The following is a 15,606-nucleotide window of genomic DNA, read 5'->3' on the forward strand; positions in this document are numbered from 1 at the left end:
AATCTCTCGCAAGAATCAGTGGCTGATTTGCAACCTAACTGCAACAATCAAACCACGAACGGCAGTCAGGCGTCTTCCAACCGTGCCTGTAATGCATCACCTGCCGCCTCTACGAGCCGCGCTTCTAAGCGATTCTGGCGCTCGCCCTCGACCAGTTTCCCGCCCGTCAGATCGGTCACGTAAAATGTGTCGACCGCGCGTTCGCCGTAGTTGGTGATGTGGGCGGAATGGACCACCAGTCGGCTCTCGAACAGGACCCTTGCCAGCCGGTTGAGAAGTGCGGGACGATCGCGCGCATTGACCTCGATGACGGTGAAGCGGTTCGAAGCCTTGTTGTCGAACAAGACGCGAGGCGAGACGTCGAAGGCCTTGGACCGGCTGTGCGGCAGGGGTCGCTGGGCCAGTTTCGGGGTCAGGTCGATCCGGTTGGCGAGCGCATCGGAAATGCTCTGTTCGATCCGGCGCAGCTGCTGTTCCTCGCGGAACGGGGCGCCGTGGGGATCCTGCACGAGGAAGTTGTCGAGCGCCCATCCCGTACGCGAGGTATGGATGCGCGCATCGATGATATTGCCGCCGGCAAGGTGGATCCCGCCGGCGATGCGGTAGAACAGGCCGGGATGGTCGGACGCGATGACCGTCACCAGCGTGGCCCCGCGCGCCTCGTAATATTCGCAATGGACCGAAAGCACGTGCTCGAGATCGCGGGCAGCGGCGTAATGGACGAGGTTGAGCGCGATGATGTCGACCGGTTCGGCGATCCAGTAGGCATCGCCGAAGGTCGTGCCGAGCTCCTCGACCAGCCCGGCCTTCTCGCCGAGCAAATCTGCGACATGCCCCTTCTTCGCGGCGACCTTTTCCTTGCGGCCATGCCGCATGTGGCCGAGCCGCAACCGTTCGGACGAGGCATCGTAAAGCTCGCCCAGCAGCTGACCCTTCCAGCTGTTCCACGTGCCCGGACCCACCGCCCGGATGTCGACTGCCGTCAGGATCGCAAGGTGGCGCAGGCGTTCGACGCTCTGCACCTGCGAGACGTAATCCTCGATCGTCTTGGGGTCGGTAAGGTCGCGTTTCTGCGCTGTATGGCTCATCAGCAAATGGTTGAGGACCAGCCATGAAACCAGCTCTGTCTCGCTCTCGGTCAGGCCGAAACGCGGACATAGTTCGAGCGCGACTTCGGCACCGAGTTCGGAATGATCGCCGCCGCGACCCTTGGCGATATCGTGCAAGAGAGCCGCGACATAGGCGACGCGCCGGGAACTGACCTTGTGGATCAGTCGGGTTGCACGCGGATGGTCGTCCTTGAGCTCGCCCTTCTCGATCTGGCTGAGCAGGCCGATGGCGCGGATCGTGTGCTCGTCCACCGTATAATGGTGGTACATGTCGAACTGCATCTGTGCATTGACCTTGCCGAAGTCGGGCACGAAGCGGCCGAAAACCCCGGTTTCGTTCATCCAGCGCAGGACCATCTCGGGATCGTTGCGCCCACAAAGCAGCTCTAGGAACAGCGCATTGGCACGCTCGTCCTCGCGCACTTCATTGTCGATCAGCTTCGCGTCACGAGCGGCCTGGCGCATGGTCTCGGGGTGGATTTCCAGTTCCTCCGCCTCGGCGATCTGGAAAATCTCGACCAGCCGCACCGGGTCCTTGCGGAACCAGTCGTCCGAAGGCGCCGCGATCCGCCCGCCGAAAACGCGATAGCCCTTCACCAGCCTCGGCTTGGGCCGGAAACCGGCAAAGAAGCCCTTGCGGGCCGCGTTCTTCGCAAGGTCGTCCTCGATATGGGCGAGGAAGACGCCGGTGAGGCTGCCGACGCGCTTGGCCTGCAGGAAATAGAACTGCATGAAACGTTCGACCTTGCTCTTGCCCGGGCGGTCGGCGAAATTCATCCGCTCTGCCACCTGCCGCTGCAGGTCGAAAGTGAGCCGGTCTTCGGCGCGCCCCGTAATGATGTGCATGTGGCAGCGCACCGCCAGCAGGAAGCGTTCGGCACGGCGGAAGCTGCGATATTCGACCTGCGTCATCAGGCCGGCATCGACCAGCTCCGCGGCACTGCTGACGCGGTGGATGAACTTGCCGATCCAGTAGAGCGTCTGCAGGTCGCGCAGGCCGCCCTTGCCGTCCTTTACATTGGGCTCGACCACATAGCGGCTGTCACCCAGCCGCTTGTGACGCGCGTTACGTTCTTCCAGCTTCTGCGACAGGAAAGCACGCTCGTTCCCTTCGACCACCTCGCGCGTGTAGCGCCGCTCGCCCTCCTCGTAGAGAGTGCGATCACCCCAGACATACCGCCCTTCCAGAAGCGCTGTCCGGATGGTGAGATCGTCCTTCGCCAGCCGGATCGCCTCGTCCAGCGTGCGTGTGGAATGGCCGACCTTCAGGCCGAGGTCCCACAGCAGGTAGAGCATGGCCTCGACCACCTGCTCGCACCAGGCATTCCGGCGTTCGCCGACGAGGAAGGCGATATCGACATCGGAATGCGGCGCCATTTCGCTGCGTCCGTAGCCGCCCACTGCCATGATCGCGAGCCTTTCGCCCGCACTGCGATTGGCATTGGGATAGGTGTGCTGCGTCACATATTCGTGGATCACGCGCACCAGCTGGTCGATCAGGAAGGAATAGCCCCCCGCCACGGCATGACCTGCCGATGGGCGCGCGGCCAGCCGCCCTTCCATTTCCGTCCTGCCGGACTCCAGAGCGCGCTTGAGCGCCTCCACCACCGGCGGGCGCGATTTATTGCCATGCTGGGCGACCAGCGCCTCGATCTCGGAAGCAAGCTTGCGCCTGTCGATGATCGCGCGCTGGTCGGGGATCCGCGTCGTGCTCAACTGGGGGCGTAATCCTTGGCGTACATGGTCTTGACGGTGCGTTTGTCGACCTTCTGGGTACCGAGGCGCGGAAGCTGTTCGTCGGCCTTCCAGAGCACGCTCGGGATCTTGAAGGGAGCGATATGCTCGCGAAGGAATGCCTGCAGCTCTTCCTTCGACAACTCCTTGCCCGGGTGCGTGAAGTAGACCGCGGCCGGCACTTCGCCGAAGCGTTCGTCGGGCACGCCGAAGACGCTGCATTCGGCGACCGCATCATGCGCGTAGATTGCCTCTTCCACCTCGATGCAGGAGATGTTCTCGCCACCGCGGATGATGATGTCCTTCTTGCGGTCGACGATGAAGAGGTAGTTGTCCTCGTCGAGATAGCCGAGGTCGCCGGTGCGGAAGTAGGCATCATCGGTATAGGCCGAAGCGGTCGCCTCCTCGTTTTTCCAGTAGCCGAGGAAGTTTGCCACCGAGCGGATGCAGACCTCGCCCACTTCGCCCTGCGCCAGCTTGTTGCCATCGTCGTCGAGGATCGCGAGGTCGACCAGCGGTTTCGACGGCATGCCGGTCGAACCGGGCTTGGCCATGTAGTTTTCATTGAGGTTGCCGCAGCCCACCGCATTGGTTTCGGTGAGACCGTAGCCCAGCAGCGGGAAGCCCTCGGGGAAGGCGTCCTTGATCTTCTTCACATGCTCCGGCGGACGCGCAGAGCCGCCTGCAGCGAAGCTCTTGCATTGCGACAGGTCGAATTTGTCCCTGTCCGGATGCGTCGCCATTTCATAGCTCATCAGCGGCACACCGACGAAATAGGTGACCTTTTCTTCGTCGAGCAGGCGCAGCGCCTCGCCGGCGTCCCACTTGGGCATCAGTACCAGCTTGCGGCCCATCGCGAAACTTTGGAGGAACAGCGGGACCTCGCCGGTGACGTGGAACAGCGGCACGGCGACCAGCGCGCTGGGCTGGACCGTCGGCGCTTCGCCCTTTTCGGTCATCAGGGCCAGGATCATGGCGGTCTGCGCGACGTAGTTCATCACGCCCGAAACGACGCCGAGATGATCGGAATAGGCGCCCTTGGGGTAGCCGGTCGAACCCGAGGTATAGAGAATGGTGGCAAGATCGTTAGGCCCGATTTCGCCCAGCATCTTCATCGCCGTATCGCCCGCTTCCCAGATCGGGGCGAGGCCTTCTGCGGGAACGCCGTGATCGAAGACGACGACCTTCGCCTCGACCGCATCACCGTCGATACGCGCGGCGCGCTGGGCATCGGCGAGAACCAGCGAACATTCGCACAGCTTGATGCCGTATGCCATTTCCTCGCCGGTCCACCAGCCGTTGAGCAGGGTAGCGCAACCACCTGCCATCAGCGTGCCCATGTAGGCGATCATCCAGTTGGCGGAATTGCGCGCAGCGATACCGACACGGTCGCCCTTCTTCACGCCGTGCCTGGTGGCAAGCCCGTGCGCGACATGCGTCGCGGCGGCGTAGACCTCGCCGAAGGTGAGGCGCAGGTCGCCATCGACCAGGAAAAGCTCGTCCTTCTTCTCGTTGCAGAAATGCGCGAAATAATGCGCGAGGCTCGGCGGCGCATTCTTGAAAGCGGGCATTTCGACACCGCGGCGTTCGATGGGGGTTGTTTCGAACATCTGGCCAGGGGCCGTCACGGCAGCAGTGAAGCGATGGATATCCTTGTCGAGTTCGGTCGGCATGGTTGTGTAAGGTCCTCTCCGGTTGCAAGCGCGGGCATATCCGCATCCTCCCGACAAATTGCCGGTGAGCTTGCGAGACAGGCTTTCCCCAAAAGGCCTGCTATGCCAAAAGCCGCATCCGAAACGGGTCGCGCATGTCGGCTTTCGAGACGTTCTCTAAGGGGATAAAACCTTGCTGTCACTACTGGCCGCCACTGCGGCTACTTCGGAACCGATCCAGTGGGCCGAACTGGGCCTGCGGCCCTATCTGTTCGAGATCGGCAGCTTCCAGCTGCGTTATTACTCGCTGGCCTACCTGTTCGGCATCCTGTTCGCCTATTGGCACCTGTCCAAGATGATCAAGTCGCCCGGCGCGCCGATGGCGCAGCGCCATGCGGACGACCTGTTCTTCTATTGCACGCTCGGCGTGATCATCGGCGGACGGCTTGGCTATGCGGTCTTCTACCGCCCGGACCTCCTGACCAGCGTCGAGTTGTTCAAGCTCTGGGGCGGCGGGATGAGCTTCCACGGCGGCGTGATCGGCGTGCTGCTAGCGATCACCTGGGTGGCATGGCGCGGCGGCCTCAACTGGCTGCGCATCTGCGACTATATCGCGGTCAACGTCCCGCTCGCATACATGCTCGGCCGCATCGCGAACTTCATCAATGGCGAACTGTACGGCCGTCCGGTCGAGGGTGATTTGCCCTGGGCGATGGTGTTCCCGGGCGGTGGCGACATCGCCCGCCATCCCAGCCAGCTCTACCAGGCGGGCCTCGAAGGCCTGCTGCTCGGCATCCTCCTCATCGCGCTCTTCTGGAAGACCCGCGCGCGCTATCGTGCGGGCCTGCTTGTTGGCCTGTTCACCGTGGGCATGGGTGTCGGTCGCTTCGTCAACGAGTTCTTCCGCGAACCCGATGCGCACCTTGCCAACCGCGTGGTCGAGACCGGCCTCAGCCAGGGGCAGTGGCTGTCGATCCCGATGATCGCAGTCGGCGTCATCGTGCTCGTCTATTCGCTGCTGCGCCAGCCGGTCGGCGGCGCCAAGTCCGAGCCCAAGCCGCAAACGACATGATCACTGCCGGCGACGACAAGGATCTCGCCGCCCGGTTCCGCCGCCTGATAGAGCGCCACGGGCCGATGCCCGTGTCGCGTTATATGGGCGAAAGCAACGCGCTCTATTACGATAGCCGCGATCCGCTGGGCTCGGCGGGCGACTTCACCACCGCACCCGAAATCAGCCAGATGTTCGGCGAGATGGTGGGCCTGTGGTTCGCCGATCTCTGGTCGCGCTCGGGCCGGCCCGATGCCCTCTATGTCGAGCTCGGGCCGGGGCGCGGGACGCTGGCGCGCGACGCCCTGCGCGCCATGTCGAGCCAGGGGCTGAGACCGCCGGTCCACCTCGTCGAAGGTTCGCAAGCCTTGCGCGATGCGCAGGCCGATGCCGTGTCGCAGGCGCGCTTTCACGACAGTATCGAGACCCTGCCCGACGACCGGCCCCTTTACCTCGTCGCCAATGAATTCCTCGACGCCCTGCCGATCCGCCAGCTGGTGATGACCAAGCGCGGCTGGCGCGAACGCATGGTCGCTCTGGCGGGCGAGGATTTCGTCTTTGCAGCCGGCCCCAACCCCATGGACGATGCCGTGCCCGAAGACCGCCGCAGCCAGCCGGTCGGCACGGTGATAGAAGCCTGTCCCGGTGCCGCTGCGACGATCGAGGAGATCGCCCGCCGCATCGACATTCAGGGCGGCGCGGCACTGTTCATCGACTATGGCTACCTGCTCCCGCAAGCCGGCGAAACGCTGCAGGCGGTGCGCGCGCACCAGAAGGTCGGCGTCTTCGATCATCCCGGCGAGATGGACCTCACCGCACTGGTCGATTTCTCGGTACTGGTGGACATCGCCAAGCGCGCCGGGCTCGCGGTCGAGACTGCGACGCAGGGCCAATGGCTCAGCGCGATGGGACTATCGCTGCGCATGCAGGCGCTTGCACAGCGCAGCCCGGACCATGCCGCGCAGCTGAAGGAAGCCCACGATCGCCTCGTCGGCACCGATGCCATGGGCAGCCTTTTCAAGGTCATGGCGATCACGCCCGCCCATTCCGCGCGGGGGGCGGGCTTCGGCTGAGGTTCAGGAAATTCCGGTCACTATGGTAACCCTCATGCAATCCGATGCGAAGGACCGCCTATGACGAAACGCCTGCTTGCCCTTGCCGCCCTGTGCATCGCCACGCCGATCATGGCCGCCCCGCCGGTCGACGGTCGCTGGATCACGGCGGAAAAGGATGCGGTCATTACCATCGCAGATTGCGGCAGGACCGTTTGCGGGCGGATCACCAAGTTCCTCGTCCCGCCGCCGCAGGGCGCAGAACAGCGCGACGTCAACAACCGCAATCCCGAACTGCGCGGCCGAAAGCTGCTGGGAATGCCGGTGCTGAGCGGCTTCACAGAGGAAGAGGATCTGTGGCGCGGCGAGATCTACGATCCGAAGACCGGCAAGACCTATCGCTCGGTCATCCGCCGGATCAATGCGACCACGCTCGAAGTGAAAGGATGCGTCGGTCCCTTCTGCGAGACCCAGACCTGGAAACGCGCCCGCTGACCTAGAGGCCCGCGCGCTCGGCCAGCCGCCTTGCAGCCTCGTCGAAGGACAGCTTGTCCGCCTCGCGGTCGACCGAACAATTCGCCTCGCGCATCGCTGCGACATCGATGGAACCGATGATCGGCCGCAGCGCCTCCACCAGGACCTCGTCACGCGAAGCCTCCGGGCTTAGCAGAAGGACTGCATCGTAATTGGGAAAGGCACCACGCGGATCGTCCAGGATGAAGAGGTCGTCCGCCTCGATCCGTCCGTCCGACGTATAGGCGCCGATCACATCGGCCTCGCCCGATTGAAGCGCATTATACATGAAGGTCGGCGAGAAATTGCGCTGTTCGGCAAAGCGCAAGCCATAGGCATCGCGAACCGCGATCCATTCGGGTCGCTCGAAGAATTCCGGATCGCCGCCCACGGTCATTTCACGAGCGACATTGGCGAGGTCCTCGATACTCTCGATCCCGCGCATCTTCATGGTCTCGCTCGGGACCGCAAAGCCATAGGCATTCTCGAAACCGAGCCGCCCCAACACCTGCATCCCGGTGTTCTCGGTCTCCCATTGGGATATCTGCGCATACATCTCGTCGCGCGAGGGATTGTCTTCGCGCTTCATCTGGTTGGTCCAGATCGTGCCGGTGTAATCGACATAGACGTCGATATCGCCGCTTGCCGCAGCACTATGGGCGACCGCCGAGCCCAGCCCGTCGCGATATTCGACCGTGAACCCTTCTTCCTCCAGACGTTGTCCGATAAGCCGGGCAAGGATGTATTGCTCGGAAAAGCCCTTCGCGCCGATCACGACGCGGTCTTCATCGTCTCCACCACCGAATTGCGCGAAGAGAGCGGCGATCACGCCCAGCGCGACCACCACCAGGCCGCCGAGCCAAAGGCCGCGCCTGCGCTCGCGAAAGCCGCGTTCGATCAGGCCGAGCAGGGTATCGGCGACCAGCGCAAGGCCCGCGCTGGCAATACAGCCCGCCAGCACCAGCACCCAGTTCTGGGTTTGCAGGCCTGCGAAGATCGGATCGCCAAGGCTCTTCTGGCCGATCGTCGTGGCGAGCGTCGCGGCACCGATGGTCCAGACCGCGGCGGTGCGGATGCCCGCCATGATATAGGGCGCGGCAAGCGGCGCTTCGACCAGCAGCAGCCGCTGGCGGAAATTCATGCCGACACCTGCGGCAGCCTCCATCACACCGGGATCGAGATTGGCCTGCGCCGTTACCGCATTGCGCAGGATTGGCAGCAGTGCATAGAGCGCCAGCGCAAGCAGTGCGGGAAGGAAGCCGAGTGTCGGCAGCCCTTCCCCGAACACGGCCCGCAGGCTCAGCAGGATCGGGAAGAACAGCGCGAGCAGCGCAAGCGCGGGGATGGTCTGGACCAGGCTCGCAAAGGCGAGCGCTGCGCGCGCGACTTTCTCCGACCGGCTCGCCCAGACGGCCAGCGGCAACGCCACCGCGATCCCCAGCGCAATTGCCGCAGCAGACAGGATGACATGGGCCGACAGCTGGTCGCCCAGACCGGTCAGCGCTTCCCACATTCCGGTCATGCCGAAAGCTCCGCCAGCCGCTCTGCCTGGTGACGGGGAACGGCGACAAGCGCCTGCGCCGTTTCGCCGCCGGCCCCTGCGACGAGCGACTGGGGCGTCTCGTCCGCAACGATCCGGCCTGCGTCCATGACCAGTACGCGATCTGCCAGCAGGAGCGCCTCGGCCATGTCGTGCGTGACCATGACGGTCGTCAGCCCCAGCTCCTCGTGCAGCTTGCGCACCCTCTCGCCCAGCGCATCGCGCGTCACGGGGTCGAGCGCGCCGAAGGGTTCGTCCATCAGGAGCAGCTGCGGCTGAGCCGCCAGTGCGCGCGCGACGCCGACACGCTGCCTTTGGCCACCCGACAGTTCATCGGGCATGCGGCTCGCCATCGCGCGGTCGAGTTCCACCCATTCGAGCAGCTCGCCGATGCGGTCTTCGGGCAGTCGTTCGCCTGCCAGTCGCGGACCGATGGCGATGTTTTCGGCCACGCTCATATGTGGGAAGAGCCCGATCGACTGGAACACGTATCCGATCCTGCGGCGCAGGCCCGCGAGGGCGAGTTCCGCGACATCAGCACCGTCAAACGTAACCGATCCGGTGGTCGGTTCAACCAGGCGGTTCACCGTCTTGAGCAGGGTCGACTTGCCCGAACCCGAGGCGCCCACCAACGCAACGAAACTGCCTGCTTCGATCGCGAGGTCGAGCGCATCGATAGCGCGAGTCGGGCCATAGGCCTTCGAAACGCCGCGAAAGGTCAGGACGGGTTCGGGCATGACGGCTATTGCTCGTCACCCTCCGCTTCTGCCGGAGCCTCATACCGCACGCTGGTCAGCTCGACCCTTTTCCCGCCCGGCCCGGTGACGATCATCGTGTCGCCACGCATGCGGCTGGTTTCCCAGCAGGTCTCGTTCGTTTCGGCCTCTGCGCCATCGGGCTCCTCGACCTGGTCGGGGGCGAGACACAAGAGCTTGCCGCGCGCACCATCGGTATATGTCCAGTCGCCCGTGCCATAGGGATCGCCATTGCGCAGGTCTCGGTAGGTCCCGCCTTCATCGAGATAGGTCGTGAAACGCGCGCCACTTTCCGCAACGGCACGCCAGGCGGTACCTTCCATAGTTGTGGGAACCTCGCCGCTATGGGCCGGCGTTGGTGTTGCTTGGGCGCCGTCCTCGGCGGCGGGTACGGCCTCTTCCTCTGCGTCGGGAGCGGCACAGGCCGCAAGGAGCAGGCTGACGGAAATGAGGGCGGTGCGATATCGCGTCAATTCAGGCCTCCGCTGGAAAATCAGGCACCGACCCTAGGGCCGCAGCGCCGACTTGGCGACCCCCATGCCGATGGCCGGTTCAGTCGGTCAGGCTCTTGCGCGGAATGACGAGCCGGACATCGAGGCCGTCGTCGCTATAGACACGCTCGAAAGTCCCGCCGAGCTGGCTTTCGATCGCCATGCGCAGCAGCCGCGAGCCAAAACCTTCACGCTCCTGCTCTTCGGGAATGCTGCCCAGACTCGCCCGTTCTTCCCAGGTGATGCAGATATCTCCATCACCCTCGCAATCGTCCTCGACGAGGACCGCCACCTCGCCCTCGGCGCAGGACAGAGCCCCGTACTTGGCGGAGTTGGTCGCGAGCTCATGGAAGATGAGCGCAAGAGGCGTCGCGGCTCGGGCACCGATCTTCACGCCGGGTCCGGACACCGAAAACCGCTCGCCGCCCTTGGTGTCATAGGGCGCCAGCAAGTCGCGCAGCAGGCCCGAAAGGGTTTCGCCGCGCCGCTCGCTCATCGGGCGCACGTAATCATGCGCGGAGCCAAGGGCACGGATCGCTTCGGTCAGCTCCCGTGCGAACTCGCTGATTTCCTCACGGCCGCGCGCTCGGATCGCGATAAGGCCCGAAACAACGGCGAAGATATTCTTGATCCGATGCGAAAGCTCCCGCGCCAGCAGGTCGCGTGCCTCCGAAATCCGGTGGGCCTTGTCGATATCGACTACGGTGCCGAACCAGCTCACAGGCTGCCCTTCCGTGACGACCGGCACTGCAAGCGACTGGACCCAGCGATAGGTCCCGTCAGCCATCTTCAGCCGCCATTCGTCCTCGAACAGTTCCGCAGCTTCCACCGCGGCAGTGAATTTGGCGATGGTCGCGTCCCAGTCTTCCTCATGGATCGCGGGGCGCCAGTCGTCCGCCGTCTTCGGCGGTTCGAGACCGGTCAGCTCCTGCCAGCGCGCATTCACATAGGTGAAGTTCCCGGCATCGTCCGCACGCCAGGCGATGCCCGGGACGCTATCAACCATGTGCTGGAGTTCACGCTCGCTCTGCTGCAGCGTCTGGTTGACGTGCCGCCCCAGCCGCCGTTGACCAAGCCTGCGCATGACCGCCCGCGCGAGGACCGCAAGCCCATCGAGCTGGAGTTCGCTCAAGCCGGTTTCGCGCGGAACCGTGTCTATCACGCACAGCGCGCCGAGCGGCGCCCCTTCCTCGGAGATCAGGGGATGCCCGGCATAGAAGCGGATTTGCGGCGGACCGGTGACGAGCGTGTTGTTGACGAACCTCTCGTCCTCGAGCGCGTCCGTAATGACCATCGGTTCGCTGCCCAGCATGGCATGGGCGCAGAAGCTGGTCTTGCGAGGCGTAGTCTCTTCTTCGAGGCCGACCTTGGCAAGAAAGCGCTGGTCGTTCTTCTCGACGAAGGTCACCATTGCCATGGGGGCATCGCACAGCTTGGCAGCGAATCTTGCGATGCGCTGCAGTTCGTCGTCTCCGACGAGATCCTTGCCGCCATAGTTTGCAAGCACGGACAGGCGTTCGTCTTCACCGCAAAATTGCGGCGAAGGTGCGCGATCGGCGGGGTAGACGTTCCCCAAAGATGCTGCCCTGTCCATAACCGGGCAGCTTCCTAGGCCATAACAGCCTAAGTTTCAAAGGTTTTTGCCACATTTGGACTGGCAAAATCATCCAGTCTATTCATAGGTTTGCACAGCTCTCCCACCTCGGCTATCGCGCCGCAAAGAATTTCAGGGCGCCAAAGGGCGCCCCGCGAGGAGAGAAACGTGCGCGCCACCCCCGATTTCGATTTCCAGCTCGGCGAGAGCGCCGACATGATCCGCGAAAGCGTATCGCGCTTTGCCGACGAACAGATCCAGCCGCTGGCCGAAAAGGTCGATCGCGAAGACTGGTTCCCGCAGGAACTCTGGCCCGCAATGGGCGAACTGGGCCTCCACGGCATCACAGTTTCGGAAGCCGATGGCGGCCTCGGCCTTGGCTATCTCGAGCACGTCATTGCGGTCGAGGAAGTCAGCCGCGCGAGTGCATCTGTCGGCCTTTCCTACGGCGCGCATTCCAATCTTTGCGTCAACCAGATCGCACGCTGGGGCAATGAGGAGCAGAAGGCGAAATATCTGCCCAAGCTCATCAGCGGCGAGCATGTCGGCAGCCTTGCCATGAGCGAGGCAAGCGCCGGTTCGGACGTCGTATCGATGCGCACCAAGGCCGAGAAGGTCGACGGCGGCTATGTCCTCAACGGCACCAAGTTCTGGATCACCAACGCGCCCTACGCAGACACGCTGGTGGTCTACGCCAAGACCAGCCCCGAAGCGGCCAGCCGCGGCATCACCACCTTCCTGATCGAGAAGGATTTCGAAGGCTTCTCGATCGGCCAGAAGATCGAGAAGGTCGGCATGCGCGGTTCGCCCACGGCAGAGCTGGTGTTCGACGATTGCTTCGTTCCGGAAGAGAACGTGATGGGTCCCGAAAACGGCGGCGTTGGCGTGCTGATGAGCGGCCTCGATTACGAGCGCGTGGTCCTCGCCGGCCTCCAGCTGGGCGTCATGCAGGCCTGCCTCGACACGGTCATCCCCTACCTTCGCGAGCGCAAGCAGTTCGGAAAGCCCATCGGCAGCTTCCAGCTGATGCAGGCCAAGGTCGCCGACATGTATGTCGCGCTGCAATCGGCCCGCGCCTACACTTATGCGGTGGCCAAGAGCTGCGATGCCAACAAGACCACCCGTTTCGACGCGGCAGGCGCGATCCTGCTGGCATCGGAGAACGCCTTCCGCGTGGCCGCCGAAAGCGTTCAGGCGCTGGGCGGCGCAGGCTACACTCTCGACTGGCCGGTCGAGCGCTACATGCGCGATGCCAAGCTCCTCGACATTGGTGCCGGCACGAACGAGATTCGCCGCATGCTGATCGGTCGCGAGCTGATCGGCGCTGCCGGATGAGCGCCGACGAGGACTACGTCTACGACGAGGAAAGCGGCGAATGGATGCCCGCTTCCGAGCTGGCGGCAAAGCAGGCAGCGGCCGAACGCGTCGAAGTGCGCGATGCGGTCGGCAACCTGCTGGAGGACGGTGACCAGGTCACGCTGATCAAGGATCTCGAGGTCAAAGGCGCTGGCCAGACGCTCAAGCAGGGTACGCTGATCAAATCGATCCGGCTGACTGGCGACGCACAGGAAATCGACTGCAAATTTCCCGGCATCAAGGGCCTCGTCCTTCGTGCCGAATTCGTGAAGAAACGCTAGGGCTTCAGAACCCAGCGAGACGACGGGGCAACTAACCTGCCGGCTGGCGATCGAAGGCTGGCGCCCATTCGAAAGGTTTGTCCCGAGCTGAAATCTCTTCCCGAGTGAGTACGCGATCCGGAAGTTCGAAACGGGCCGGATCGACTGCGTCCGTCGATACTGCAGTTAGTTCGAGCATATTGATTCGAATGGGCGTCCCGCCCGCGATAACTTCACGGACTTCCGGATCATAGAAGCCAAATCCGCCGAACAGGTTGCTCAAGGTCAGCATTCGCATCGCGCCAAAACGCCCGGAAGACAGGCGCGAGAATGCGCCGCCAATTGGTCGAAGCGACTCTTCCTGTGAAATGACAAGCTGTGGCCAACCGGAGCCCATTTCGTCTTCAGCTTGTCCATAGCCACGGCCCCGCCATTGCCCGACCTCAACGGTTCCTTTGTCGACTAGCTCGATCTTGGGAAAATTTTCGAGCAGCTCCAATGATATCCCTCCAGCATGGCCGGCGTGCACGATGACAGCTTCGAGATCGTCGAGCTTTTCTGCATAGGGGCCATCGATCCCCCGGCTGACTTTATAGGCTTCGCCGTCGCGGATCAGGAAATAGCCTGTACGACCGGTAATGTGCAGCCGAGCATCGCCAGCATCATTCACCTCGATAGTCATGGCGAAGTCGAGAGCTTGCTCGAATTCATCATCCGACTGAACTTCGTAAATGGCAGAAATGTCTGCACTCACGGGCATCGCGATGCCTCCAAGTAACGCAGCGCAAAGCGCAGCAGGCCAATGAAATTTCATTGTAGCGACCCTCCAATGTTGGCGATGCCATGCAACATGGCTAGGGGGGCCGCAAGGAGAGAAAATGACCGCACCCGTCCTCACATCCACGCTCGACCGCGAGGGCCCCGACGCGAAGGCTCGGTTCGAGCATAACAAATCGCTCGCAGCGGACCTGCGCTCCACCGTCGCCGCGGCTGCGCTCGGCGGGAGTGAAGGCAGCCGCGAACGGCATGTCGGGCGCGGCAAGCTGCTCCCGCGTGAGCGTGTCGAGCGTCTGCTCGATCCGGGCAGCCCTTTCCTCGAGATCGGCCAGCTTGCTGCCAACGGGATGTACGGCAAGGAAGAGATCAACGGCGCAGGGATGATCGCCGGGATCGGGCGCGTCTCCGGGCGGCAGGTGATGATCGTGTGCAACGATGCCACCGTAAAGGGCGGCACCTACTATCCCATGACGGTCAAGAAGCACCTGCGCGCGCAGGAGATAGCGCAGGAGAACCGCCTGCCGTGCATCTACCTCGTCGACAGCGGCGGGGCGAACCTGCCGCACCAGGCAGAGGTCTTCCCCGACCGCGACCATTTCGGCCGCATCTTCTTTAACCAAGCGAACATGAGCGCGCTCGGCATTCCGCAGATCGCCTGCGTAATGGGCAGCTGTACCGCGGGCGGTGCCTATGTGCCCGCCATGTCGGACGAGACGGTGATCGTCCGGAACCAAGGCACGATCTTCCTTGCCGGACCTCCGCTGGTGAAGGCTGCAACAGGCGAGGAAATCAGCGCCGAGGACCTTGGCGGCGGCGACCTCCACGCAAAGAAATCGGGCGTGGTCGACCATTTGGCCGAGAACGACGAGCATGCGCTCACCATCGTGCGCGACATCGTCAGCCACCTTGGCGATAACTACGCCGAAGCGAAGAATATCGAGCTGAAAGAACCGCGCGCACCGAAGTTCGACGCGGAAGATCTTTACGCCATCGTGCCCGATGATGTTCGCGCGCCCTATGACGTAAAGGAAGTGATCGCCCGTCTCGTAGACGGCAGCGAATTCCACGAATTCAAGGCGCATTACGGCAGCACGCTGGTCTGCGGTTTTGCGCATATCTGGGGCATGCCGGTGGCGATCCTCGCCAACAATGGCGTGCTGTTTTCCGAAAGCGCACAAAAGGGCGCACATTTCATCGAACTCGCCTGCCAGCGCCGCATTCCGCTGCTGTTCCTCCAGAACATTTCCGGCTTCATGGTCGGCGGGAAATACGAGGCGGAAGGCATCGCCAAGCATGGCGCGAAGCTGGTGACTGCAGTTGCTACGGCCACCGTACCCAAGGTCACCGTAGTGATCGGCGGCAGCTTCGGCGCAGGCAATTACGGCATGTGCGGCCGCGCCTACAGCCCGCGCTTCCTCTTCACCTGGCCCAATGCCCGCATTTCGGTGATGGGCGGCGAGCAGGCGGCATCGGTTCTTGCCACCGTCCACCGCGACGCGGACAGCTGGACCGAAGAACAGGCCGAGGAATTCAAGGCTCCGATCCGTCAGAAATACGAGGACGAGGGCAACCCCTATTACGCCACCGCCCGCCTGTGGGACGACGGCGTGATCGACCCGGTCCAGACCCGCGACGTGCTCGGCCTGGCCTTCTCGGCAACACTCGAAGCCCCGATTCCGGAAAAGCCGCAGTTCGGTGTGTTCCGGATGTAATTGGCGGGAA

At 63.3% G+C, this 15,606-nt stretch carries 13 protein-coding genes; 6 read left to right on the forward strand and 7 right to left on the reverse strand.

What is annotated here, in order from left to right; translation table 11 throughout:
* Positions 1 to 65 precede the first annotated feature (65 nt).
* Together K3136_RS07125 and K3136_RS07130 are read right to left on the reverse strand one after the other, a co-directional pair.
* Positions 66 to 2,825 (reverse strand): [protein-PII] uridylyltransferase, encoded by a 2,760-nt coding sequence (locus K3136_RS07125; protein ID WP_221429658.1) that lies wholly within the window; start codon positions 2,823 to 2,825, stop codon positions 66 to 68.
* Positions 2,822 to 4,516 (reverse strand): class I adenylate-forming enzyme family protein, encoded by a 1,695-nt coding sequence (locus K3136_RS07130; protein ID WP_221429659.1) that lies wholly within the window; start codon positions 4,514 to 4,516, stop codon positions 2,822 to 2,824. Before K3136_RS07130 ends, K3136_RS07125 begins: the two co-directional genes overlap by 4 nt.
* Positions 4,517 to 4,688: 172 nt before the next feature.
* On the opposite strand from K3136_RS07130, the gene lgt reads away from it, so the two are divergent.
* Genes lgt through K3136_RS07145 form a run of 3 tightly spaced genes read left to right on the forward strand, consistent with a single transcriptional unit; the run spans position 4,689 to position 7,093 of the window.
* A complete protein-coding gene (gene lgt / locus K3136_RS07135; protein ID WP_221429660.1) occupies positions 4,689 to 5,567 on the forward strand; it encodes a prolipoprotein diacylglyceryl transferase in 879 nt (292 codons plus the stop codon).
* Positions 5,564 to 6,619, forward strand: coding sequence for a class I SAM-dependent methyltransferase (locus tag K3136_RS07140; RefSeq protein ID WP_247711304.1), 1,056 nt, complete (start codon positions 5,564 to 5,566; stop codon positions 6,617 to 6,619). Before lgt ends, K3136_RS07140 begins: the two co-directional genes overlap by 4 nt.
* A 60-nt stretch (positions 6,620 to 6,679) precedes the next feature.
* The gene (locus K3136_RS07145) at positions 6,680 to 7,093 is read left to right on the forward strand and encodes a DUF2147 domain-containing protein (protein WP_221429661.1); all 414 of its coding nucleotides are present in this window, start codon (positions 6,680 to 6,682) and stop codon (positions 7,091 to 7,093) included.
* A gap of 1 nt (position 7,094) precedes the next feature.
* Here the strand turns inward: K3136_RS07145 and K3136_RS07150 are convergent, their stop codons facing one another.
* The 4 genes from K3136_RS07150 to K3136_RS07165 form a co-directional block, all read right to left on the reverse strand.
* Positions 7,095 to 8,633 (reverse strand): ABC transporter permease/substrate-binding protein, encoded by a 1,539-nt coding sequence (locus K3136_RS07150; RefSeq protein WP_221429662.1) that lies wholly within the window; start codon positions 8,631 to 8,633, stop codon positions 7,095 to 7,097.
* Positions 8,630 to 9,388: an ATP-binding cassette domain-containing protein gene (locus K3136_RS07155; RefSeq protein ID WP_221429663.1), complete on the reverse strand. Its 759-nt coding sequence runs from the start codon at positions 9,386 to 9,388 to the stop codon at positions 8,630 to 8,632. Before K3136_RS07155 ends, K3136_RS07150 begins: the two co-directional genes overlap by 4 nt.
* 5 nt (positions 9,389 to 9,393) lie before the next feature.
* Positions 9,394 to 9,879 (reverse strand): hypothetical protein, encoded by a 486-nt coding sequence (locus K3136_RS07160; RefSeq protein ID WP_221429664.1) that lies wholly within the window; start codon positions 9,877 to 9,879, stop codon positions 9,394 to 9,396.
* A gap of 79 nt (positions 9,880 to 9,958) precedes the next feature.
* Positions 9,959 to 11,491, reverse strand: a complete 1,533-nt coding sequence (locus tag K3136_RS07165) for a GAF domain-containing protein (RefSeq protein ID WP_221429665.1) — start codon at positions 11,489 to 11,491, stop codon at positions 9,959 to 9,961.
* A 168-nt stretch (positions 11,492 to 11,659) separates the two neighbouring features.
* Here K3136_RS07165 and K3136_RS07170 point away from each other — a divergent pair, with 168 nt between their 5' ends.
* Both K3136_RS07170 and K3136_RS07175 read left to right on the forward strand, forming a co-directional pair.
* On the forward strand, positions 11,660 to 12,826 hold the full coding sequence (locus tag K3136_RS07170; RefSeq protein WP_282099887.1) for an isovaleryl-CoA dehydrogenase: 1,167 nt from the start codon (positions 11,660 to 11,662) through the stop codon (positions 12,824 to 12,826).
* Positions 12,823 to 13,128 carry an alkylphosphonate utilization protein gene (locus K3136_RS07175; RefSeq protein ID WP_221429666.1) on the forward strand — a complete coding sequence of 102 codons (306 nt, stop codon included), beginning with the start codon at positions 12,823 to 12,825 and terminating at the stop codon, positions 13,126 to 13,128. Before K3136_RS07170 ends, K3136_RS07175 begins: the two co-directional genes overlap by 4 nt.
* 31 nt (positions 13,129 to 13,159) lie before the next feature.
* On the opposite strand, the gene K3136_RS07180 is transcribed toward K3136_RS07175, so the two are convergent.
* A complete protein-coding gene (locus K3136_RS07180) occupies positions 13,160 to 13,921 on the reverse strand; it encodes a hypothetical protein (protein WP_221429667.1) in 762 nt (253 codons plus the stop codon).
* A 64-nt stretch (positions 13,922 to 13,985) separates the two neighbouring features.
* On the opposite strand from K3136_RS07180, the gene K3136_RS07185 reads away from it, so the two are divergent.
* Positions 13,986 to 15,596 carry a carboxyl transferase domain-containing protein gene (locus K3136_RS07185; RefSeq protein ID WP_221429668.1) on the forward strand — a complete coding sequence of 537 codons (1,611 nt, stop codon included), beginning with the start codon at positions 13,986 to 13,988 and terminating at the stop codon, positions 15,594 to 15,596.
* Positions 15,597 to 15,606: the final 10 nt, after the last annotated feature.

The sequence above is a fragment of the Qipengyuania gelatinilytica genome (genome assembly GCF_019711315.1).
GTDB lineage: Bacteria > Pseudomonadota > Alphaproteobacteria > Sphingomonadales > Sphingomonadaceae > Qipengyuania > Qipengyuania gelatinilytica.